The sequence below is a fragment of the Kitasatospora sp. NPDC002227 genome, from assembly GCF_040296285.1.
Taxonomy (GTDB): domain Bacteria; phylum Actinomycetota; class Actinomycetes; order Streptomycetales; family Streptomycetaceae; genus Kitasatospora.
In genome coordinates this window covers 120,279-140,127 of sequence record NZ_JBEOWY010000014.1, presented here as the reverse complement: position 1 = coordinate 140,127, position 19,849 = coordinate 120,279, and the positions used below count along the sequence as shown (strand labels likewise).

At 68.5% G+C, this 19,849-nt stretch carries 17 protein-coding genes and 1 tRNA gene; 15 read left to right on the top strand and 3 right to left on the bottom strand.

What is annotated here, in order from left to right; translation table 11 throughout:
• The first annotated feature begins 10 nt into the window (after positions 1-10).
• The 3 genes from cydB (at position 11) to ABT095_RS15945 (ending at position 6,350) form a co-directional block, all read left to right on the top strand.
• Entirely contained in the window at positions 11-1,021 is a 1,011-nt protein-coding gene (gene cydB / locus ABT095_RS15955) for a cytochrome d ubiquinol oxidase subunit II (RefSeq protein ID WP_350529996.1), read from the top strand.
• Positions 1,021-4,512: a thiol reductant ABC exporter subunit CydD gene (gene cydD / locus ABT095_RS15950; protein WP_350529995.1), complete on the top strand. Its 3,492-nt coding sequence runs from the start codon at positions 1,021-1,023 to the stop codon at positions 4,510-4,512. The genes cydB and cydD overlap by 1 nt, the downstream gene beginning before the upstream one ends.
• Positions 4,513-4,577: 65 nt before the next feature.
• On the top strand, positions 4,578-6,350 hold the full coding sequence (locus tag ABT095_RS15945) for a GAF domain-containing sensor histidine kinase (RefSeq protein ID WP_350529994.1): 1,773 nt from the start codon (positions 4,578-4,580) through the stop codon (positions 6,348-6,350).
• Here ABT095_RS15945 and ABT095_RS15940 read toward each other — a convergent pair.
• Both ABT095_RS15940 and ABT095_RS15935 read right to left on the bottom strand, forming a co-directional pair.
• Positions 6,336-7,169, bottom strand: coding sequence for an HAD family hydrolase (locus ABT095_RS15940; protein WP_350529993.1), 834 nt, complete (start codon positions 7,167-7,169; stop codon positions 6,336-6,338). The two genes, ABT095_RS15945 and ABT095_RS15940, sit on opposite strands and share 15 nt — an antisense overlap.
• A 43-nt stretch (positions 7,170-7,212) precedes the next feature.
• The gene (locus tag ABT095_RS15935; RefSeq protein WP_350529992.1) at positions 7,213-7,761 is read right to left on the bottom strand and encodes a DUF8832 domain-containing protein; all 549 of its coding nucleotides are present in this window, start codon (positions 7,759-7,761) and stop codon (positions 7,213-7,215) included.
• Between the two features lie 67 nt (positions 7,762-7,828).
• Here ABT095_RS15935 and ABT095_RS15930 point away from each other — a divergent pair, with 67 nt between their 5' ends.
• The gene (locus ABT095_RS15930) at positions 7,829-9,589 is read left to right on the top strand and encodes a recombinase family protein (protein WP_350529991.1); all 1,761 of its coding nucleotides are present in this window, start codon (positions 7,829-7,831) and stop codon (positions 9,587-9,589) included.
• A 253-nt stretch (positions 9,590-9,842) separates the two neighbouring features.
• On the opposite strand, the gene ABT095_RS15925 is transcribed toward ABT095_RS15930, so the two are convergent.
• Positions 9,843-10,259 (bottom strand): hypothetical protein, encoded by a 417-nt coding sequence (locus ABT095_RS15925; RefSeq protein WP_350529990.1) that lies wholly within the window; start codon positions 10,257-10,259, stop codon positions 9,843-9,845.
• Between the two features lie 981 nt (positions 10,260-11,240).
• On the opposite strand from ABT095_RS15925, the gene ABT095_RS15920 reads away from it, so the two are divergent.
• The 11 genes from ABT095_RS15920 (at position 11,241) to ABT095_RS15870 (ending at position 19,837) form a co-directional block, all read left to right on the top strand.
• Positions 11,241-11,313, top strand: a tRNA-Leu gene (locus ABT095_RS15920).
• 382 nt (positions 11,314-11,695) lie between these two features.
• Positions 11,696-12,049, top strand: a complete 354-nt coding sequence (locus tag ABT095_RS15915; RefSeq protein WP_350529989.1) for an HNH endonuclease — start codon at positions 11,696-11,698, stop codon at positions 12,047-12,049.
• A 221-nt stretch (positions 12,050-12,270) separates the two neighbouring features.
• On the top strand, positions 12,271-12,711 hold the full coding sequence (locus ABT095_RS15910; protein ID WP_350529988.1) for a phage terminase small subunit P27 family: 441 nt from the start codon (positions 12,271-12,273) through the stop codon (positions 12,709-12,711).
• A 36-nt stretch (positions 12,712-12,747) separates the two neighbouring features.
• Positions 12,748-14,295 carry a terminase large subunit domain-containing protein gene (locus tag ABT095_RS15905; RefSeq protein WP_350529987.1) on the top strand — a complete coding sequence of 516 codons (1,548 nt, stop codon included), beginning with the start codon at positions 12,748-12,750 and terminating at the stop codon, positions 14,293-14,295.
• A 36-nt stretch (positions 14,296-14,331) separates the two neighbouring features.
• A complete protein-coding gene (locus ABT095_RS15900) occupies positions 14,332-15,687 on the top strand; it encodes a phage portal protein (protein WP_350529986.1) in 1,356 nt (451 codons plus the stop codon).
• Positions 15,650-16,327 (top strand): HK97 family phage prohead protease, encoded by a 678-nt coding sequence (locus tag ABT095_RS15895; protein ID WP_350529985.1) that lies wholly within the window; start codon positions 15,650-15,652, stop codon positions 16,325-16,327. The genes ABT095_RS15900 and ABT095_RS15895 overlap by 38 nt, the downstream gene beginning before the upstream one ends.
• Positions 16,327-17,532: a phage major capsid protein gene (locus ABT095_RS15890; RefSeq protein WP_350529984.1), complete on the top strand. Its 1,206-nt coding sequence runs from the start codon at positions 16,327-16,329 to the stop codon at positions 17,530-17,532. Before ABT095_RS15895 ends, ABT095_RS15890 begins: the two co-directional genes overlap by 1 nt.
• A gap of 61 nt (positions 17,533-17,593) precedes the next feature.
• Positions 17,594-17,959 carry a hypothetical protein gene (locus ABT095_RS15885; protein WP_350529983.1) on the top strand — a complete coding sequence of 122 codons (366 nt, stop codon included), beginning with the start codon at positions 17,594-17,596 and terminating at the stop codon, positions 17,957-17,959.
• Positions 17,960-17,968: 9 nt separating this feature from the next.
• The gene (locus ABT095_RS15880; protein ID WP_350529982.1) at positions 17,969-18,400 is read left to right on the top strand and encodes a hypothetical protein; all 432 of its coding nucleotides are present in this window, start codon (positions 17,969-17,971) and stop codon (positions 18,398-18,400) included.
• Between the two features lie 14 nt (positions 18,401-18,414).
• Entirely contained in the window at positions 18,415-19,413 is a 999-nt protein-coding gene (locus ABT095_RS15875; RefSeq protein ID WP_350529981.1) for a phage tail tube protein, read from the top strand.
• Positions 19,406-19,837 carry an HK97-gp10 family putative phage morphogenesis protein gene (locus tag ABT095_RS15870; RefSeq protein ID WP_350529980.1) on the top strand — a complete coding sequence of 144 codons (432 nt, stop codon included), beginning with the start codon at positions 19,406-19,408 and terminating at the stop codon, positions 19,835-19,837. The genes ABT095_RS15875 and ABT095_RS15870 overlap by 8 nt, the downstream gene beginning before the upstream one ends.
• The last annotated feature ends 12 nt before the right edge of the window (positions 19,838-19,849 follow it).

Genomic DNA, 19,849 nt, shown 5'->3' with positions numbered 1-19,849 from the left:
GGGACTCACGATGCAACTCCACGACGTCTGGTTCGTCCTGATCGCCGTCCTCTGGACCGGCTACTTCTTCCTCGAAGGCTTCGACTTCGGCATCGGCGTGCTCACCAAGCTGCTGGCCCGGGGCACCGCCGAGCGCCGCGTGCTGATCAACACCATCGGCCCGGTCTGGGACGGCAACGAAGTCTGGCTGCTCACCGCCGGCGGCGCCACCTTCGCGGCCTTCCCGGACTGGTACGCGACGCTGTTCAGCGGCTTCTACCTGCCGCTGCTGATGATCCTGGTCTGCCTGATCGTGCGCGGCGTGGCCTTCGAGTACCGGGCCAAGCGGGACGGCGAGCGCTGGCAGCGGAACTGGGAAGAGGCCATCTTCTGGACCTCCCTGCTGCCCGCCTTCCTGTGGGGCGTGGCCTTCGCCAACATCGTGCACGGCGTGGACATCGACGCCGAGAAGAACTACGTCGGCGGCTTCTGGGACCTGCTGAACCCGTACGCGATCCTCGGCGGGCTGGTCACCCTGACGCTGTTCACCTTCCACGGCGCCGTCTTCGCCTCGCTCAAGACCGCCGGTGACATCCGGCTCCGGGCCCGGGTCGTGGCCCGTCAACTCGGGCTGGTCACCGCCGTGTTCGCGCTGGTCTTCCTGATCTGGACCCAGGCCCACCAGGGCGAGGGCTGGAGCCTGGCCGCGCTGGCCGTCGCGGTGCTCGCGCTGGTCGGCGCGCTGGTGGCCAACCAACTCGGCCGGGAGGGCTGGGCCTTCACCCTCTCCGGGCTGACCATCGTGGCCGCCGTCGCGATGCTCTTCCTGGCGCTCTTCCCGGACGTGATGCCCTCCACGCTCAACCCGGACTGGTCGCTGACCGCCGCCAACGCCGCCTCCTCGCCGTACACGCTGAAGCTGATGACCGTCGTCGCGGCGGTCTTCACCCCGATCGTGCTGCTCTACCAGGGCTGGACGTACTGGGTGTTCCGGCGCCGGATCGGTGTGCAGCACATTCCCGCCGCTCCCACGGGCCACTGATGAAGCCCGTCGACCCGAGACTGCTCCGCCACGCGCGGGCCACCCGGGGCTTCCTCGCCGCGTCCGTCCTGCTCGGCGGGGCGGGCGCGGTGCTGGTGGTGGCGCAGGCCTCGCTGATCGCGGAGATCGTGATGCGGGCCTTCCAGCGGGCTTCCTACGACCTGGCGCCGCTGCTGGTGGGCCTGGCCGCGGTGGCGCTCGGCCGGGCGCTGGTGGCCTGGCTCACCGAGCTGGCGGCGCACCGCTCGGTGGCCCGGGTGAAGTCCGAGCTGCGCGGGCGGCTGCTCGAGCACGCCACCGCGCTCGGGCCGCTGTCGGTCACCCGGACCGGGGAGCTCACCACCTTGGCCACCCGGGGTGTGGACGCGCTGGACGACTACTTCGCCCGCTACCTCCCGCAGCTCGCGCTCGCCGTGGTGGTGCCGGTCGTGCTGCTGGCCCGGATCGCCGGGGCCGACTGGGAGTCGGCCGCGATCATCGCGGGCACGCTGCCGCTGATCCCGCTGTTCATGATCCTGATCGGCCTGGCCACCCAGAGCCGGATGGACCGCCAGTGGCGCACCCTGGGCCGGCTCTCCCACCACTTCCTGGACGTGGTCGCCGGGCTGCCCACCCTCAAGGTCTTCAACCGCGCCAAGGCCCAGGCCGCCACCATCGCGCGGATCACCGACGACTACCGCCGGGCGACGCTGCGCACGCTGCGGATCGCCTTCGTCTCCTCCTTCGCGCTGGAGCTGCTGGCCACCCTCTCGGTCGCCCTGGTCGCGGTCTCGATCGGGTTCCGGCTGGTGGGCGGCTCGCTCTCGCTCGAGACGGGGCTGCTGGTGCTCGTCCTCGCGCCCGAGGTGTATCTGCCGCTGCGGCAGGTCGGGGCGCTGTACCACTCGAGTGTGGAGGGGCTGAGCGCGGCGGAGCGGATCTTCGAGGTGCTCGAGACCCCGCTGCCCGCGGCCGGGTCCGTGCCGGCGCCTGCGCTGGTGGGGGCCGCGCTGGAGATCGACGGGCTGACGGTGCTTCGGCCGGGGCGGTCCGTACCCGCGCTGGAGGGGTTCTCGATGCGGCTGGAACCGGGGCGCACCACGGCCCTGACCGGCCCGAGCGGGGCCGGCAAGTCGACTCTGCTCTCCGTACTGCTCGGCTTCACGACTCCTACCGAGGGCCAGGTGCGGGTGGTCACGGCGGACGGTTCCCACGACCTCGCCTCGCTGGACCTCGACTCCTGGCGGCGGCAGATCGCCTGGGTGCCGCAGCACCCGCACCTGTTCGCCGGTACGGTCGCCGAGAACGTCCGGCTGGCCCGGCCGGAGGCCACCGACGCGGACGTGCTGGCCGCACTGGCCGCCGCCCACGCCACCGACTTCGCCTCCCTCGACCTCCGACTCGGCGAGGGCGGCAGCGGCCTCTCGGCCGGCCAGCGCCAACGCCTCGCCCTGGCCCGCGCCCTCCTCACCGACCGCCCGCTCGTCCTCCTCGACGAGCCCACCGCCAATCTGGACGGCGCCAGCGAGGCCGCAGTCGTCGAAGCCGTCCGAGCACTCGCCGGCCGCACCGTCCTGCTGGTCGCCCACCGTCCGGCGCTTCTCGTTGCCGCAGACATCCAGTTGCACTGTTCAGGGGCGCGGGGAACGGCGCGGCCGGCCCGGGAACCTGCCGGATCGGCGCACAGTGAGCCAGTTGCACCGTCCCAAGGGCGCGAGGAACTGAGCGAAGCAGTGGGCCGCAGGCCGGTGGGTGGCTGGTCGCGCAGTTCCTCGCGCCCCTGCGGGGCGCGTCCGGCGCTTGCTCTGCCGATCCTGCTCGGCTCCCTCGCGCTGGGCTGCGCCGTCGCGCTGCTCGCCACCTCCGGGTGGCTGATCTCGTACGCGTCCCAGATGCCGCCGGTGCTGTACCTGATGATGGCCGTCACCTCGGTGCGGGCGTTCGGGATCGGGCGGAGTGTGTTCCGGTACGCCGAGCGGCTGGTGTCGCACGACCGGGTGCTGCGTGCGCTCGGCGGGGTCCGGACCGCCGTCTACCGGCGGTTGGAGCGGCTGGCGCCGGCCGGGTTGCCGGCGTTCCGGCGGGGGGATCTGCTCTCCCGGCTGGTGGCGGATGTGGACTCCGTGCAGGATCACCACCTGCGCTGGCGGCTGCCCGCCGCCGTCGCGGTCGTGGTCTCGCTGGGTTCTGCGGCTGCGCTGGCCGCCTTCTCCCCGCTCGCCGGGGTGGTGCTGGCGCTCGGTCTGCTGCTGGCCGGTGCGGCCGTGCCGGCCCTCGCGGTACGGCTGTCGGGGCGGACCGAGCGTCAGCAGGCCCCGGCTCGTGGGGAGTTGGCCACCGCGGTGGTGGACACCCTGACCGGTACCGCCGAGCTCACCGTGGCCGGTGCGCTGCCGGCCCGCCTCGCCGCCACCCGCCGGGCGGACGGCGTGCTGACGGCGCTGGCCGCCCGCTCCGCGGGCACGGCCGCGCTGGCCGCCGGGCTGATCGCGCTGGTCACCGGCCTCACCGTGGCCGGTGCGGCGGCGGTCGGGGTGCACGAGGTGCGGGTCGGTGCGCTGCCGGGGGTCTGCCTGGCACTGGTGGTGCTGCTGCCGTTGGCCGCGTTCGAGGCGGTGGCCGGGATGCCCACCGCCGTCCGGGAGCGCGAGCGCAGCCGGGCGGCGCAGGCCCGGCTGGCCGAGCTGCTGGCGGCCGAGCCGCCGGTGGCCGAGCCGGAGGTGCCGGTGGTTCCCGAGCACAGTCTCCCGGTGACGGTCCGGGGGCTGACCGCGCGCTGGCCCGGGCAGGCGGTGGACGCCCTGTCCGGGGTGGACCTCGACCTCACGCCGGGCAGGCGGATCGCGGTGGTCGGGCCGTCCGGTTCGGGCAAGTCCACGCTGGCCCAGGTGCTGCTGCGGTTCCTGGAGCAGCGCGCCGGAAGCGTCACCTTCGGCCTTTCTCCACAGGCTGTGGACAGTCGCGCGATGGACGGCGACGAGGTGCGGCGGATCATCGGCCTGTGTGCCCAGGACGCCCACGTCTTCGACAGCTCGCTGCGGGAGAACCTCCGGCTGGCCCGGCCGGAGGCCGGTGAGGCCGAGCTGCGTGCGGCGCTCGGCCGGGCCCGGCTGCTCGACTGGGTGGACACCCTCCCGGAGGGCCTGGACACCATGGTCGGCGAGCACGGCGCCCGGCTCTCCGGCGGCCAGCGCCAGCGCCTCGCGCTGGCCCGCGTGCTGCTCGCCGACTTCCCCGTACTGGTGCTCGACGAGCCCGCCGAGCACCTCGACCTGCCCACCGCGGACGCCCTCACCGCCGATCTGCTGGCCGCCACCGAGGGCCGTACCACCCTGCTGATCACCCACCGCCTGGCCGGCCTGGACGACTCGACGGTGGACGAGGTGCTGGTGCTCGACCACGGCAGGGTCGCCGAGCGCGGCAGCTGGTCCGACCTGGCGGCCCGCCCGGACGGCCGGCTGGCCGCGATGCTCGACCGCGAGCGCCACGCCGATGTCCTGATGGCCCCGTAATGCCCCGACATGCCGTCGTCCGCCCCTGTCCGCCTTCGTAAACCAGGACAAACTAGGCTCGTCGTATGGAGACTCCCCAGGACCAACCTCCCCACCGCGTGCCCGAGATCGCCTCACTCGGCCTGGACACGCTGGTCACCGAGGTCTCCGAGCGGCTTCAGTCCGCCGCCGCCGTCACCGACCGGATGCAGCGGCTGCTCGAGGCCGTGGTCTCGGTCGGCGCCGGGCTCGACCTGCACGCGACGCTGCAGCGGATCGCGTACGCCGCCGCCGAGCTGGTGGACGCCCGGTACGCCGCGATCGGGGTGATCTCCCCGCACAGCGACGGGCTCTCCGACTTCATCCACATCGGGGTGGACGACGAGACCGCCGCCGAGATCGGCGAACTCCCCACCGGGCGCGGCATCCTGGGCGTCCTGATCGACCACCCCGAGCCGCTCCGGCTGGACGACCTGGCCGCCGACCCGCGCTCCAGCGGATTCCCCGCGCACCACCCGCCGATGAAGTCCTTCCTGGGTGAGCCGATCCGGATCCGCGACGAGGTCTTCGGCAACATCTACCTGACCGAGAAGCGCGACGGCCGTGGCTTCACCTCCGAGGACGCCCAGGTGGTGCACGCCCTGGCCGCCGCGGCGGGCGTGGCGATCGAGAACTCCCGGCTGTACGAGGAGGGCCTGCGCCGCGAGCGCTGGATCGCCGGGGCCGCCGCCGTCACCACCGCGCTGCTCTCCACCGACGAGGCGCAGGTCGCGCTGACGGTGGCGGCCGAGCAGGTCCGGGAGCTGGCCGGTGCCGAGCTCGGCATGATCCTGCTGCCGACCGGGGACGGGCAGATGCGGGTCGCGCACGCCTCGGGCGAGGCGGCCGAGTACGTGATCGGCGAGCTGATGCCCGGGAGCAACTTCGCCGAGAAGCTGCTCGCGGGGGAGAGCGTCTACATGGACGACATGTCCAGCGACCCGACGGTGGTGGTCCGGCTGGCCCGCAGCTTCGGGCCCTCGATGGCGGTGCCGATGGTCGCCGCCGGGCGGGTGCTCGGCGGCCTCTCGGTCTGGCGGGCCAAGGGCACCGCGCCCTTCATGGACGCCGAGAAGCTGCTCGCCGAGACCTTCGCCTCGCAGTCGGCGCTCGCTCTGCGCCTGGCCGAGGGCCAGCGCGACCAGCAGCGCCTGGCCGTCTTCCAGGACCGCGACCGGATCGCCCGGGACCTCCACGACCTGGTGATCCAGCGGCTGTTCGCGACCGGGATGATGATGGAGGGCGCTGCCCGGCGGGCCGTCGTCCCCGAGGTGAAGACCGGGATCGCCAAGGCGGTGGACGAGCTGGACGCCACCATCCAGGAGGTCCGCACCACCATCTACGCGCTCCAGCACGACGACACCGGCAGCGAGCCGGACACCCTGCGCACCCGCGTCCTGCGCGAGGGCAGCCAGGCCGCCGCCGCGCTCGGCTTCAAGCCCTCGGTGACCTTCACGGGCCCGGTGGAGAGCCTGGTCGGCGAGAAGACCGGCCGTCAACTGCTCGCCGCGCTAAGGGAGATGCTCTCCAACACGGCCCGTCATGCCCGTGCCTCCCGGGTCGGGGTGGAGGTCGACGCCACCGTCCACCTCCACGCCGACGGCCACCCCATCCCCGGCGACCCCGAATCCCTCGACCGCCCCGGCCGCCCCGGCGTCCTGCTCACCGTCACCGACGACGGCGTGGGCATCCCCGACGGCGGCCGCCGCAGCGGCCTGCTCAACCTCACCCGCCGCGCCGAAGCCCTCGGCGGCGACGCCTGGCACGAGCCCGGCCCGCACGGCAAGGGCACCCGGGTCCGCTGGTCAGCGCGGCTCTAGAGCTTTGAGCAGTTCCTCGACCACGGTGGCGACGCCGTCCTGGTCGTTGCTGGTGGTGTGGTGGGTGACGGCGGCCAGGACTTCGGGGTGGGCGTTGGCCACGGCGTAGGAGTGGCCGGCCCAGGCGAGCATCTCGAGGTCGTTGGGCATGTCGCCGAAGGCGACCACCTCGGTGCGGTCGATGCCCTGCTCACGGCACCAACTGGCCAGCGTGCTGGCCTTGGTGACGCCGAGGGCGCTGATCTCGACCATCGCGACGGGGGCGGAGCGGGTGATCTCGGCCAGGTGGCCGGCGGCGCGGCGGGCCTCGGTGAGGAAGGTGTCCGGGTCGAGCGAGGGGTGCTTGGCCAGGATCTTGAAGACGCCCGCCACCCGGCCGTCCGCGAGCAACCGCTCGGCCGGGTCGACGGCCTGCTCCGCGTCGTCGCCCCACATCCGCAGCTCGTACCCGGGCTCGCGGGCCCAGCCCCGGGGGTGCTCGAAGGCGAAGGCGACCCCCGGCAGCGCGGCCCGCAGCGCGTGCACGATGGCCAGCACCGACCCCTCCGCGATCGGGAAGGACTCGAGGAGCTCGCCGCGCCGCACGTCCACGATCGCCCCGCCGTTGGAGCAGATCGCCACGCCGTGACCGCCGATGTGCGCGCTGACCTGCTGCATCCAGCGCGGCGGCCGCCCGGTCACGAAGACCACCTGGATGCCCGCCGCCTCCGCCGCGGCGAGCGCGGCAGCCGTGCGGTCGGAGACGGTGCCGCCGTCGCAGAGCAGCGTGCCGTCGAGATCGGTGGCGATGAGGCGGGTGCGCGGAGTGGAGGAGGTCACCCGTCCATCTTCGCGCACCCGGCTCGTCCGGCAGCCGCCGAGGTCAGTTCACCTTGAGGGTGAGCGCGGCGGTGTGCAGGGTGCCGCCGGTCTGGAACTGGAGGAAGAGCCGCCAGTCACCGGCCTTGGGCAGCTCGGCGTGGAAGGGCAGGGTCGGGCCGCCGGTGCCGGACGTGACGGGGGTCTGCGGGTGCAGGTGGGCGAAGGCCATGTCCCCGGCGTGGAAGGCGGTCAGGTGGGCGTAGGTGTCCAGGTACGGCTGGAGGTCGGTGACCGGCTTGCCGTCCTTGCTGACCGTCACCTTCAGCGGCGCCGCCTGCCCGGCGGTGGGCTGCCCCTCGACGGTGACGGTGTAGCCGTCCACCGTGGTGGAGCCGGTGGCGGCGGGCAGGGGAGTGGTGTCCGCCTGGCCGGGCACGGTCAGCGGGCGGCTGAGCACCATCATGGTGCCCTTGCCGGGCCCGTCCGCCGGGGTGAGCTGGGTGTAGATCCGCCAGTTGCCGGGCCGCAGCGCGGCCAGCGGGGCCGTCCAGATGCCGTCGGCGGTCATGGTGGGGTGCAGGTGCTGGAAGCCGGAGAGGTCGGCGCGCACGGCGTAGAAGTGCAGTTGCTTGGTCTGTCCGAACGCTCTGAACTAACAGTTTTGGAGCGCCCCAGCCATGGCCACCGCCACCCTGACCCGCCCCGAGAAGTCGTTGCGCTCCACGGGGGGTATGAACATTGAAGAGGCCACAGAGGTACTGCGCGGACTGTGCAGCATCCGCCTCTCGGTCCTGACGGACGAGACGACCAGCCCTGAGCGTCAGCGGGAGTCGTGCAACACGGCTGCCGCCGCACTGAACATCTGCTTCGGCGAAGACGAGAGCCGCCGGGAAGCCGTCGATCTCGACGTGAGCGCATCCGAGATGGGGCCGTTCGACCGCCCGGAGCTGGGCGAGTGGCTGAAGCGCGCAGACGAATTCGACGTCATTGTGTGGTGGCGCTTCGACCGTGCGATTCGCAACATGAATGACATGCACGAGCTCGCAAAGTGGGCGAAGAAGCACCGCAAGATGCTCGTGTTTGCCGAAGGCTTGGGTGGCACCGGAAGGCTGGTATTCGACTTCCGGAACGGAATCGACCCGACCAGTGAGCTCATGCTCATGATGTTTGCCTTTGCGGCGCAAGTCGAATCCCAGTCGACAAAGGATCGCGTTCGGGGTGCCCAGGCAGCTATCCGCAAGATGGCGCTAAGGTTTCGAGGTGGCCGGCCAAGCTATGGTTACCGGTCGGCTCCGCTTGAAGGCGGCGGACGAACGCTTGAGATCGACCCCGTTGCGCTGGGCATTCTGCGCCTCATTATCAAGTTGTTGATGGTCGAGAAGCGTACGGTCTCAGCAATCGCCCAACACCTGACCATGATGCGAGTACCGACGCCAGTCGACTACAATGTTCTCCGAAAGTACGGCGAGAACAGCGAAAAGGGCCGAAAGGTTCTTGCGAATCTCAAGCCATGGCGGCCGACCACGCTTCGCGGAGTGCTCACCAGTGAGAGTCTTATGGGCTGGAAGATGCACAACGGTGTGCCAATCCGTGATGAGAACGGTGATCCCATCACGGCTACCGATACGCCGATTCTGACGCGTGCCGAATTCGACGCGATCAACGCTGTTCTCGCAGAGGCTTCGCGCGAGTACCCGGCAGTCCGGAAGGACTCGAAGGCGCTGCTGCTGCGGGTGATTATCTGCGCCTCTTGCGGGGGACGGATGTACACCACTGAGGAAGACGAGGCGACGGCTGACAAGAACTACCGGTGCAACCCGTCGGCCCGGGGTGGGCTGTGCAGCGGACCCGCCATGATCAAGGGCCAATGGGCAGAGGGGTATCTCGAACGGGAGCTTCTGCGGATGCTGGGCGCGGTGGAGTTCACCGAGACGCACGTGACTCCGGGGTACGACCCTGAGCCGGAGCTACGGGCCACGCTTGAGGAGTTCAAGGCCCACCAGGAGCAGAAGGGGCGGCAGAAGTCGCGTGCTGGGCTCACCGCATGGCAGGAGCGCGCTGACGCCCTTGATACTCGACTGGCCAAGCTTGAGGCAGCCGAGAAGATCGCACCGGTGACCACGGTCGTCCGTACCGGCCGAACCTTCGCAAGCGAGTGGGCCAACGCGGATGTGGACGCTCGGCGGCGCCTGCTGCAAGAGGCCGGATGCACGCTGATCGTGCGCAAGGGCCGACGGGGGATCAAGAAGCTGGACGAGTCCCGCCTGATCTTCATGATGGATGGGGACTTCAACGAGGCGGTGGAAGCGCTCGGAGACCCAGAGGAAGCCGCCGGGCGCAAGCCCGCCCCGAAGCTCGGGTGCAAGCTGCGTATCGCCGTGCCCGTCGGGGTGTACGAGCTGCCGAGCGTCCGCGACAACTTCACCCAAGCTGCCTGACGGCCCCTGTACGACCCTGAGACGCCCCGGTAGGCCACCGAGCCCGCCGGGGCTTTCTCGTGCCCGCACGCGTGCGATTGGGGCCCTGGGTATGGACGGCAGCGATCAACCGCTTGCCGCCCGTGTCATACGGCCATGACGCGCGAGGAGTTCGGGGCGAAGGCTCCGCCCTTCTAGGGCCCAGCTCAGGATCAGCCAGCATTGCTGCTGCTAGACGGCCTACAGACCGCTGATGTACTCCGGGTTGTAGAAGTCATACACCCGTGAGCAAACGCGCAGTTCCCGCAGAGTCAACCACCGGGCCCGCTGTGTAGGCCGCAACTACGTTCCCATCCGGCCCAGTAATGGCAAGGGTCGCAGGAACGGCCCTCCCGCCCCTAACGACGATGACGGGCTGACCCTCGCGGTACTCGATCGACAGGGTAGCGATGTCCTCCGGCTTGACCTGGTCGGCCGGGACGAGCGCGGGTTCGGTCGCTGTGGGCTTGTACTGGACCGGGGCCGGTCCCTTTGAGTTGGAAGCCTCCGCAACCGTTTCGTCCGGGTTGTCCGACGTAACGTCTGTGATCGGGATTCCGAACTTGTCCCCGAAAGCCCTGACCAGATCGTTCAGCTCCATGACTGTGAGGCCGTCAATTTGAGTGAGGAATGCATCCTTGTCAAAGGCCATAGCGACTCCATCTTGAATAAGAGGTTCCGGGCGAGCCATGCCAGCCTTCTGCTGCTAGCAGGCCCTTGGTCTTGGTCAGCTCTGCACTGTCCTGCGTAGATCTCCCCACGCGGGGCGTTGTCAAACTGTCACCCCTGGGCAGATCGACCAGACGACACAACGCCCCGGTCCTAGCTGGCCGGCACCCTGCCGACTCGCGTGGATCTTCCCATGACGAACCGTCACCACGCCATCAGTCTTGACAGATCGGAGGTACCCCCGTGCCGCGCAAGCCCCGCCCCCCGTGCTCGGTACCCGGCTGTCCGGAGCTGACTACTGGGGGACGCTGCCCCGCTCACGAGCGTGAGGCGGACGCACAGCGCGAGACACCAGGCAGCAGCGCGTACGGCCCTCGCTGGTCCGGCTCGGCGGGTGCCCTCAACGGGGTGCGGCTGACCTGCGGTGATGCTGGTTTGACGGTTTTCTGTGTTTTCTCGAATGTCATAAGAAACCTATAGGCATTCCAGAAGCTTCGGAAAACCGTCTGAGCGTCAGCCCCGGTCCGGGAAGGCTTTGCGCTCTAGTGGGGGTAGCGAGAGTGCGCGTTCAACCCGCCCAGCCGGCCGGGAAGTTGCTGCGCTCTAGTGGTGGATGAGAGAGCGGGAAGGCTCGGCGGTTCCTACGGGAAGGCCGGGAAGTCCTTGCGCTCTAGTGTGGGTAGGGAACAGGGGATACCGCACACCCCTTCATGGCTGGTGGTCTGAGACCCCTGTTTCCCTTTGCCCGTGCTGTTCTGCCCTCACGGTTCGGTACTCGGGGGGAAGTGAATCGACGTGAGGCAGAGTGCGAGGGACTGGGCGGGCCACGAGTAACCGGCCCTACGGGGTGAGCCGAAAGGGTCCGCTCAGTCCCTCATGTGAGCAAGGAACGGCGTCACAGTGCAGCGCGGTATTGCGTGCGGGGCGTCACGGTCAGGTGGTGGGTGTTCGGCCTGACCAACAAGCCCGCCTAGCCCAACGGCAGAGGCGACGCGCTTAGAACGCGTAGGTTCCCGGTTCGAATCCGGGGGCGGGCACAGAGCAGAACCCCGGATTAGTCAGCTATTTCCGGGGTCCTGCGCTGCCGTTCTGAACTTATGTCGTATCACCGCGATGGACGCGGATTTCGACGATGAGCTTCAGACTGATCGCGTTTATCCATACGAGGGCCTGAACCACTGCGATGCCAAACGAAAAGATCCCCATGCTGAACTTCCCTACTAGTCGTAACGCCAATCCGGCCCGTCGGGTGACGGGTTGGACTAGCACCCCAAAGCGCTGACGGGCTGCACGGCCAGTAGTTGTTAGAGCAAGGAGCCAGCATTCCAATCTTCCTCCCTGTTGGACTGCGTGCAACTGGGGAGTCGTGGGCGTTGGTATCTGTCAGGCGGTGTGGCTCCAAGGGGAAGGGAGCGTGTCATGCGGGTTCGCTGTCTGGACTGCCGGGGGTGGGCTACCCACAAGGGCAGGTGCGCGCAGCACCATCGGGCCTACGAAGCCGGCCGCACCGTGCAGTCACACCGCAAGCGCCGTGAGGTGATCGCCCGTGGCAGCAATGCTGCGGCTCGTCTGCGGGCTGCTGTCCGCAAGGCTGGTGAGGCACAGTGCGCCAACTGCGGCGGCTTCTTCCTCCCGTCGGGCGTGGACATTGACCACGTCGTACCGCTGGCACTCGGTGGTGAGGACGTGGACGGCAACGTCCAACCCCTATGCAAGGGGTGTCACAAGACCAAGACTCGCAAGGACTTCGACCACCAACGTCCGCCGTTCTGATCGACCGTCGGTCACAGCCAGGGCGGGGCGGCTCAGAAGTTCACAGCCAGGGCGGGGCGGCTCAGAAGTTCACAGCCTTGCCGCTCAGCGATCCCGGCCCCAGCACGGAAAACGCACGCTAGGTGTGATGCCGTTTTTGGGGCCCGGTCCGCCCGTTGACCTGCGAGAACGATCCTGGGGGCAGTCGAGAACGACCCCGTTAACGGTGTCTGGGGGTGCCCATGAGCAGGGCGAAGGCCCCCGGAGTGGCCACGGGGAACGCGAACTCGGCGGCTGAGGTAACGGCCCCGGTGGTCTACGAAGGCCGTGCTCCCCGGGTACCGGGTCACCTCAAGCGGGTGGGCAAAGAAGTCTGGCGAACGGTGTGGTCAGCCGGCTCCGGCGCGTACAGCCCGGAGACCGACCGGTACGTGATCCAGCGGTACGCCGAGCTCCACGACCGGCGCGCCCACCTTCTCGCGGCCGTGGAGAACGACGGCTTGATGACGATCGGCTCCACCGGTCAGCCCGTGGTCCACCCGGCGATGCGCTACGTGGAGTCGACCGAGAAGGAACTCCGCGCGATCGAGACCGTCATCGGCTTCACGCCGGAAGCCCGGATGCGTCTGGGGATCGTGGCTGCCGAAGCCCGCCGAGTTGCCGCCGGACCTGAGGACTTCTAACTGCATGCGGGGGTGATCATGTCCGGGATAGATCCGGTGATCGCCCAGCACATCCCCGCCGATGCGCCGTTCCCCTCAGAGGGATACCGCGTCGTCAAGTGGATCGAGCAATTCTGTTACCTGACCGGCTCGTTCGCGGGTCAGCGGTTCCGGCTGCTGAAGTGGCAGCGAGAGCTTCTGATCGACGCGTACGAGCTTCGGCAGGTCGAAGAGGGGCGCTGGATTCGCAAGCACCGCATGGCAGTTGTCTGCATCGCGCGGAAGAACGGCAAGAGCACGATTGCCGCCGCGATCATGCTGTACCACCTGATCGCCGACAAGGCGGACAGTCAGCGCCAGATCATCGCTGCCGCCAACGACCGGAACCAAGCAAGAATGGTCTTCGACGCGGCCAAGCAGATGGTCAACGCTTCGCCGAAGCTGTCGGCCGTCTGCACGGTGCAGCGCGACGTCATCCGGTTCAAGGACAGCACGTACCGCGTGGTCTCGGCGGACGCCGGTCGGCAGCAGGGTCTCAACCCGTCGGCCGTCTCGCTGGACGAGTACGCGTTCAGCAAGAGCGCGGACCTGTTCGACGCGTTGACCCTGGGGTCGGCGGCCCGCAACGAGCCGATGACCTGGGTGGTGTCGACAGCCGGCCCGGACCCGGACGGACCGTTCGCTCAGCTCTGCGATCAGGGCCAGCGGGTCAACTCCGGTGAGCTGGACGACCCCACGCTGTTCTACCGCTCGTGGGGCCCGCGCCTGGGCGAAGAGGTGGACCACCTCGATCCTGAGGTCTGGCGCCGCTGCAACCCGTCGTACGAGATCCTGAACGCCGCTGACTTCGAGGCGGCTGCCGCTCGTAGCTCCGAAGCGTCGTTTCGGATCTACCGCCTGTCTCAGTTCGTCCGTGGCGGCTCCACGTGGCTGCCTCACGGCCTGTGGGACTCGCTCGCGGCCACGGATGCAGAAACGATCCTTCAGGCTGGTGAGGCCGTCGTCTGCGGCTTCGACGGGAGTTGGAAGGGGGACAGCACGGCGCTTGTCGCCTGCCGGGTCTCCGATCTCCGGGTCTTCGTCCTGGGGCACTGGGAGGCTCCGCCGGATGACGCGCACTGGCGGGTGCCCATGGCGGACGTGCGGGACTCCCTCCGCTCCGCGCTGGACACCTACTCGGTACGCCTGCTGGTGGCCGACCCCTACCGCTGGGAGGAGACGCTAGACAACCTCTCGGCAGAGGGGTACCCGGTCGAAGCGTTCCCCACCAATTCGTTGAAGCGCATGGTGCCCGCCACCCAGGCCGTGTACGACGCCGCTCGGGACGGCCGGCTGAGCCATGACGGGAACCCCGCACTTGCGCGCCACATCGGCAACGCGGTGCTGCGGGAGGACAAGAACGGTGCCCGCATCACGAAGGAACACGCGGGCTCCCGCCGCAAGATCGACTTGGCGGTGGCAATGATCTTGGCTGTCCACGGGGCAGTCATGTACCGGGACGAAAACCCCGGTTTCTCAGACTCTCCGATCCTCGCCACCTGGGAGGACCAAGACGGAGAGGTGTTCATCTTCGGCGGTTCCGCCGATCTCTTTGACGACATGTGAGCACCTACTTATTAAGTAGGTGACGGGGGGTGTGCCATGGGGTTTTGGCGTGCCCTGTTCCGGAGTTGGTACTCCGGCGATTCAGAGTCTCGCGCATGGGATGACGCCACGGGACAGTTCTTCCCGTATCCCGGCCTTGTCGGTCAGTCCGGCCAGCGGGTCAACGCGAGTACTGCACTTCAGGTGTCGGCCGTCTTCGGGTGCATCCGTCTTCTCAGCGAGACGATTGCCACCCTGCCGGTCTCCACCTACTCGCGGCGTGGGGGCGCCCGGAGGGAGGTCACGTCACCGACATGGCTCGACTACCCGACCGCCGAGCCCGGGGGCGTCGGCCGGATCGACCTTCTGTCTCAGCTGGTCCTCTCGCTGCTGCTCGAAGGCAACGCGTACTTGGCGGTCACCTGGGACGGCCCCAACATCGTGGCTATCGAGGTGCTGGACCCCTCGAAGGTCCGGGTGCACACGATCATCGTGGACGGCCGGCGTCGAAAGGTCTTCGACTGCTGGGACGTTGACCAGGACGGTCACGAGGTGGCCCTAGGTTGGTTCACCACCCGCGAGATCCTGCACATCCCCGGCATGATGCTGCCGGGCGACTTCACCGGGGTCTCGCCGATCGCCTACGCCCGGGAGTCCATCGGGCTCGCTCTCGCTGCCCAGACCTACGGCGCGCGGTTCTTCGCCAACGGCGCCATGCCCGGCGCGGTGGTAGAGGTGCCCGGAGCCATGTCCGAAGACGGACTTGCCCGAGCCCGCGAAGCGTGGCGGCTCGCCAACTCCGGCGTGGACAACGCGCACCGGGTGGCGCTGCTGACCGAAGGCGCGAAGTTCTCGAAGATCGCCATGAGCCCGGATGAGGCCCAGTTCCTTCAGACCCGGCAGTTCCAAGTCCCGGAGATCGCCCGGATCTTCGGCGTCCCGCCGCACCTGATCAGCGACGCGACGAACTCAACGAGCTGGGGGTCTGGTCTTGCCGAGCAGAACCAAGCCTTCGCGATGTTCAGTCTTCGCCCGTGGCTTGAGCGGATCGAGGCGGGGCTGACCCGGCTTCTGTACGCGGAGTCCGCCAACCGGCAGTTGTTCGTGAAGTTCTCGCTCGACGGCATCCAACGAGGTGCCCCCAAGGAGCGCATGGAGCTGTACAGCGTCGGTCTTCAGCAGGGCATCTACAGCATTGACGAAGTCCGGGAAGCCGAAGACCTTGAGCCGCTTCCTGACGGCCTGGGCGCCGTGCACCGCGTACCGCTGAACCTCGCGGACGTGGCCAAGCCGGCTGATGAGCCGAAGGCGATCGAACCCCCACCGACCACCACCGCCCCGGACGACCAGGGCGACGACCACGAGGGGGGAACCGATGACGACCGAGCGAAGGAACCTGCGCTCGCCGGCTGAAGTCCGGACCGAAGGCGACACCGTCGTAATGCGCGGATACGCCTACCGGTTCAACGAGTTGAGCCTGAACCTGGGCGGCTTTCGGGAGCGAATCCTTCCCGGCGCCGGAGCTGACTCGCTTCAGTCACGCGACGTGTTCGCGACGTTCAACCACAACAACGACAACGTACTTGGCCGCCAAGCGGCGGGGACTCTCCGCACCGGGGAGGACTCCGAAGGCGGCTGGTACGAGATCGACCTACCGAACACCACGGTCGGCCGGGATCTCGCCGAGCTACTGCGGCGGGGCGACGTGAACGGCAGCTCGTTCACCTTTCGCGTCCGGGCGGACGGCCAACGCCGTGCCACCGAAGACGACCCGGAGACCGGCCTTCCGGTGCGGGAGATCACCGCAATGGACGTGATCGAGGTGGGCCCGGTCCTGAACCCGGCCTACCCCACCACGGACGCCGCACTTCGCTCGATCGAGCTGTGCCTAGGCGTCACCCTCGCGCTCGAAATCGAGAGCGAGACAGAGGAGTTGGCCGAGATCGCCACCGGGGACGGCGAGCCGGCAACCGAGCCGGAGACCGGCGAAGACGACACACGCAAGAACGCGCGGGCTCTCGCCCGAGCGCTTACCACGGGGGGCCGTAACTAATGGACGCAACCACTCTCGCCGCCAACTTCGAGGCTCGCGAGTCCGCTCTGACCGAACTGCGCACGCTGACCGAGGAGTTCGCGGGCAAGGAGATGGACGCTGAGGCGAAGGAGAAGGAGACGCGCCTTCTCGACGCGGTGGCCGACTTCGACGGCCGGGTGAAGCGCGGTATCGAGGCGGTCAAGCTCTCCGACTCCGTGACCGCCCTCATGGCGGGCCGCATGGGCACCGGCAGCAAGAGCGCGGCTCAGGACAAGCTCGCTGAGGCGGCCAACCAGCTTCGCGGTCTCGCCCTTGAGCAGTCCGCCGAGTTCCGGCCCGAGTCGGGCCTGAGCAAGTCCGGTACCGAGCTCCGCGCGGCGGACACCACCACCGGCAAGAACGTCATCCCGCGCACGCTTTTCGGTCAGCTTCTCGCTGAGGCGGTCAACCGGTCGACGGTGATGCGCAACGGCGCCTCGATCATGGCGACTTCGAGCGGTGAGCCGCTGGATATCGTCGTCATGACCGGTCGGGCTGCCGCGCAGATCACGGCGGAGAACGGCTCTATCCCGGAGTCCTACCCGACGCAGGTCACTCGCTCGCTGGGCGCCTACAAGTACGCGTACGCGTCGATCGTCTCCTCTGAGCTCGTGCAGGACCAGGCGCTCGACCTGGTGGGCTTTCTGGTTGGTGACGCAGGTCCGGCGATCGGTCACGGCATGGGAACCCACTTCCTGTCGGGTGACGGTGTCGGCAAGCCGACGGGCATCCTGAAGGCGGCTCCGGCTGCCACCAGCACGTTCAAGATGCCGGGTGGCGCGGTGAAGGACACCGTCGTCTCGGACGGTCTGATTGACCTGTACTACGAGCTTCAGCCGGCCTACCGCTCGTCCGCGACGTGGGTGGTCTCGGACAAGATGGCGGCCGTCATGCGCAAGCTCAAGGATGCGAACGGTCAGTACCTCTGGCAGTCGGCCCTGACCGCTGGCGCGCCTGACCTGTTCAACGGCCGGCCCGTCGCGACGGATGTTGCGATGACTGACAATCAGGTTCTCTTCGCCGACCTCAGCAAGTACAAGGTCCGACTAGCCGGGCCGCTCCGAGTCGAGCGGTCTCTAGACGCGAAGTTCCTGAACGACCAGGTGGCGTACCGCTTCGTGCAGCGAGCGGACGGTCTCCTGACTGACCTTCAGTCGGCGAAGGTTCTGACTGTCACCCCGTAACCGGATCGAGCTCGGGGCACCTACTTAGCTAAGTGGGTGCCCCCTACCCGGAGGGGGTGAAATGTCGTACGCAACTGTGGCGGAGATCCGCGCACTTGAGGGCATGGACGACCTGTCGCTGTTCCCGGACGAGACGATCAGCGATGCTCTCGCCTACGCGGTCGAGACCGTGGAGAGCTACACGGGACGGCACTGGGAAGGGGTCGACGCCCCGCCGGAGACGATCCGGTGGTGCGTGCGGACGCTGGCCCGTCAGTACTGCCTCGATCTGGTCTCGCGCATCCCGGACCGGGCACTTCAGCTTCAGTCCGAGTTCGGGTCCATCCAGCTCGCCCAGGCGGGCGGGAACTGGAGACCAACCAGCCTGCCTGAGGTCAACGCCCAGCTGAACAGGTACCGGGTCAGACTCCCTTTCTTCTTCCTGTAGGGGGTGGCCGTGGCACTGATCTTTGAGGCGAAGGTCCGCCTGTTCGAGGCACTGAAGGCCGCCACCCCGGCACACGTCCGCGTCACCTTCGCGGACACCGGGGAAACCAGCCGACGCACTCAGATGTGGCTCGGGGAAACCACCGAAGACGACCTTGAGCCGGTCGCGATGCGGGCGGGTAGCCACAAGCCAACGAGCGTCAGCGGCACTGTGGAAGTTCACGCGGTGCACGTCTCGCCCGGGGGGCCGATCGAGGCGGAGCGGTACGCCTACGGGCTTCGCGACGTGGTCACGGCGGCTTGCCGGCTGGTCGACCCCGTGACGGTTCCGGGGCTGATCGACGTACGGCCGGAGTCCGCCCAGGTGGACACGGCGGAGAGCACAGACGGCGCGTACAGCGCGCTGACGGTCCGCGTCAGGGTGCGCGGCCGAGAGACATAACGGGGGGTTCCACCATGGCGCTAGACGCCTCTATCGGTATCGGCGCTGAGCCTGACTACGGCACTGCCGCCACCACGCTGACCGGCTACGAAGGCAAGTCCGACAGTTGGAAAGTGAGCCGGGAGTTCATCGAATCGGTGGGCTTCCGAGCGGGCATGCAGACCGCCCGAGCCGACCGCCGGGTGATCGTCAACATGGGCGGCGAAGGGGAGCTTGAGCTTGACCTTCTCGACGTGGGCGCGGGGGACGTGCTCCGGGCGATCTTCGACAAGCACACCGCCACCGACTCGGGCGGCAGGACCACTCACGTCTACGAGACGGCCACGTACTCGACGGCGCCGAGCTGGACGGCTCAGATGGTCCGGCCGACCGTTGAGGGAACTCGGGTCGCCTACAAGCATGTTGGGTGCGTCGCCACCGAGTACACGCTGTCCGTCGACCTCAAGGGAGCGGCCGGCCTGAAGGTCGGCTTCGACTTTCAGGACGTGACCCACACCAAGGTGCCCGCGCAGATCCTTCCGCTGACCTATCCGGCGGACGCTCGGGCGTACGACTGGACCCGCACGGGTCTGGCGCTGAAGCGGGGTGGCGTCTCCGCCCCGGTGGACGCTTCCAAGTTGGAGCTCAAGGCGGATCTCGGGCTGAAGACGGACCGGCGGTTTCTTCGAGGAACTGCCCTGAAGCGAAAGCCGGTTCGGGCCGCACTGCCGAGCTTCGAAGGCTCCCTTGAGGCCGAGTTCACCGATGCCACGCTGCCGCTCTACGAGAGCTTCCTTGCGGGCGAGATCCTGGGCCTGGTGGTCGACTTCGCGGGGATCACCCCGGGTACGTCGATGAAGTGGGAGCTGCCCGCGATCCAGCTCACGGGCGAGTCGCCCGAAGCCGCCGTAGACGACCTGAGCACAATGAAGCTGCCCTTCCGCGTGCTCGACCCTGGCACGGGCGCACCCGCCGTACGGGTCACCTACGTTGAGCCTGCTGCCGCTCCGCCGGCTCCGCCTTCCGGTGGCTGAGTCTTCCGCCTTCACGGTCCGGGTCGAGGGGCTGGACGAGCTGAAGAAGGCGCTTCGGCAGCTCAAGGACAGCGAGCTGAACAAGACCGTCCGTGAGGTCAACAAACAGGCCGCCGAGATCGTCAAGCCGGAAGCGCAGAAGACCGCTCCGGCCGGGCACCGGTCCCGCAAGGACTCGAAGAAGTACAAGCCGGGGAAGCTCGCCCGGTCCATTGCCGTGGTGGCGTCAGCCAACTCAGCTGTGATCAAAGCCGGTTCGGCGTCGCGAGTCCCCTACGCCGGAGCGATCCACTTCGGCTACCCGAAGCGGCACATCAGGGCGAACCGGTTCCTTTTCCGCGCAATGGCGCGAACCTCTGACGAAGTATCCGAAACCTATGAGCGCGAGATTACCCAGGTACTCCGCGAAAAGCTCGAAAGCTAAATGGGGGAATTC

Coding starts and splice junctions, on each gene's coding strand:
- cydB (WP_350529996.1), top strand. CDS start 11: ATGCAACTCCACGACGTCTGGTTCGTCCTGATCGCCGTCCTCTGGACC.
- cydD (WP_350529995.1), top strand. CDS start 1,021: ATGAAGCCCGTCGACCCGAGACTGCTCCGCCACGCGCGGGCCACCCGG.
- ABT095_RS15945 (WP_350529994.1), top strand. CDS start 4,578: ATGGAGACTCCCCAGGACCAACCTCCCCACCGCGTGCCCGAGATCGCC.
- ABT095_RS15930 (WP_350529991.1), top strand. CDS start 7,829: ATGGCCACCGCCACCCTGACCCGCCCCGAGAAGTCGTTGCGCTCCACG.
- ABT095_RS15925 (WP_350529990.1), bottom strand. CDS start 10,259: ATGGCCTTTGACAAGGATGCATTCCTCACTCAAATTGACGGCCTCACA.
- ABT095_RS15915 (WP_350529989.1), top strand. CDS start 11,696: ATGCGGGTTCGCTGTCTGGACTGCCGGGGGTGGGCTACCCACAAGGGC.
- ABT095_RS15910 (WP_350529988.1), top strand. CDS start 12,271: ATGAGCAGGGCGAAGGCCCCCGGAGTGGCCACGGGGAACGCGAACTCG.
- ABT095_RS15900 (WP_350529986.1), top strand. CDS start 14,332: ATGGGGTTTTGGCGTGCCCTGTTCCGGAGTTGGTACTCCGGCGATTCA.
- ABT095_RS15895 (WP_350529985.1), top strand. CDS start 15,650: ATGACGACCGAGCGAAGGAACCTGCGCTCGCCGGCTGAAGTCCGGACC.
- ABT095_RS15890 (WP_350529984.1), top strand. CDS start 16,327: ATGGACGCAACCACTCTCGCCGCCAACTTCGAGGCTCGCGAGTCCGCT.
- ABT095_RS15885 (WP_350529983.1), top strand. CDS start 17,594: ATGTCGTACGCAACTGTGGCGGAGATCCGCGCACTTGAGGGCATGGAC.
- ABT095_RS15875 (WP_350529981.1), top strand. CDS start 18,415: ATGGCGCTAGACGCCTCTATCGGTATCGGCGCTGAGCCTGACTACGGC.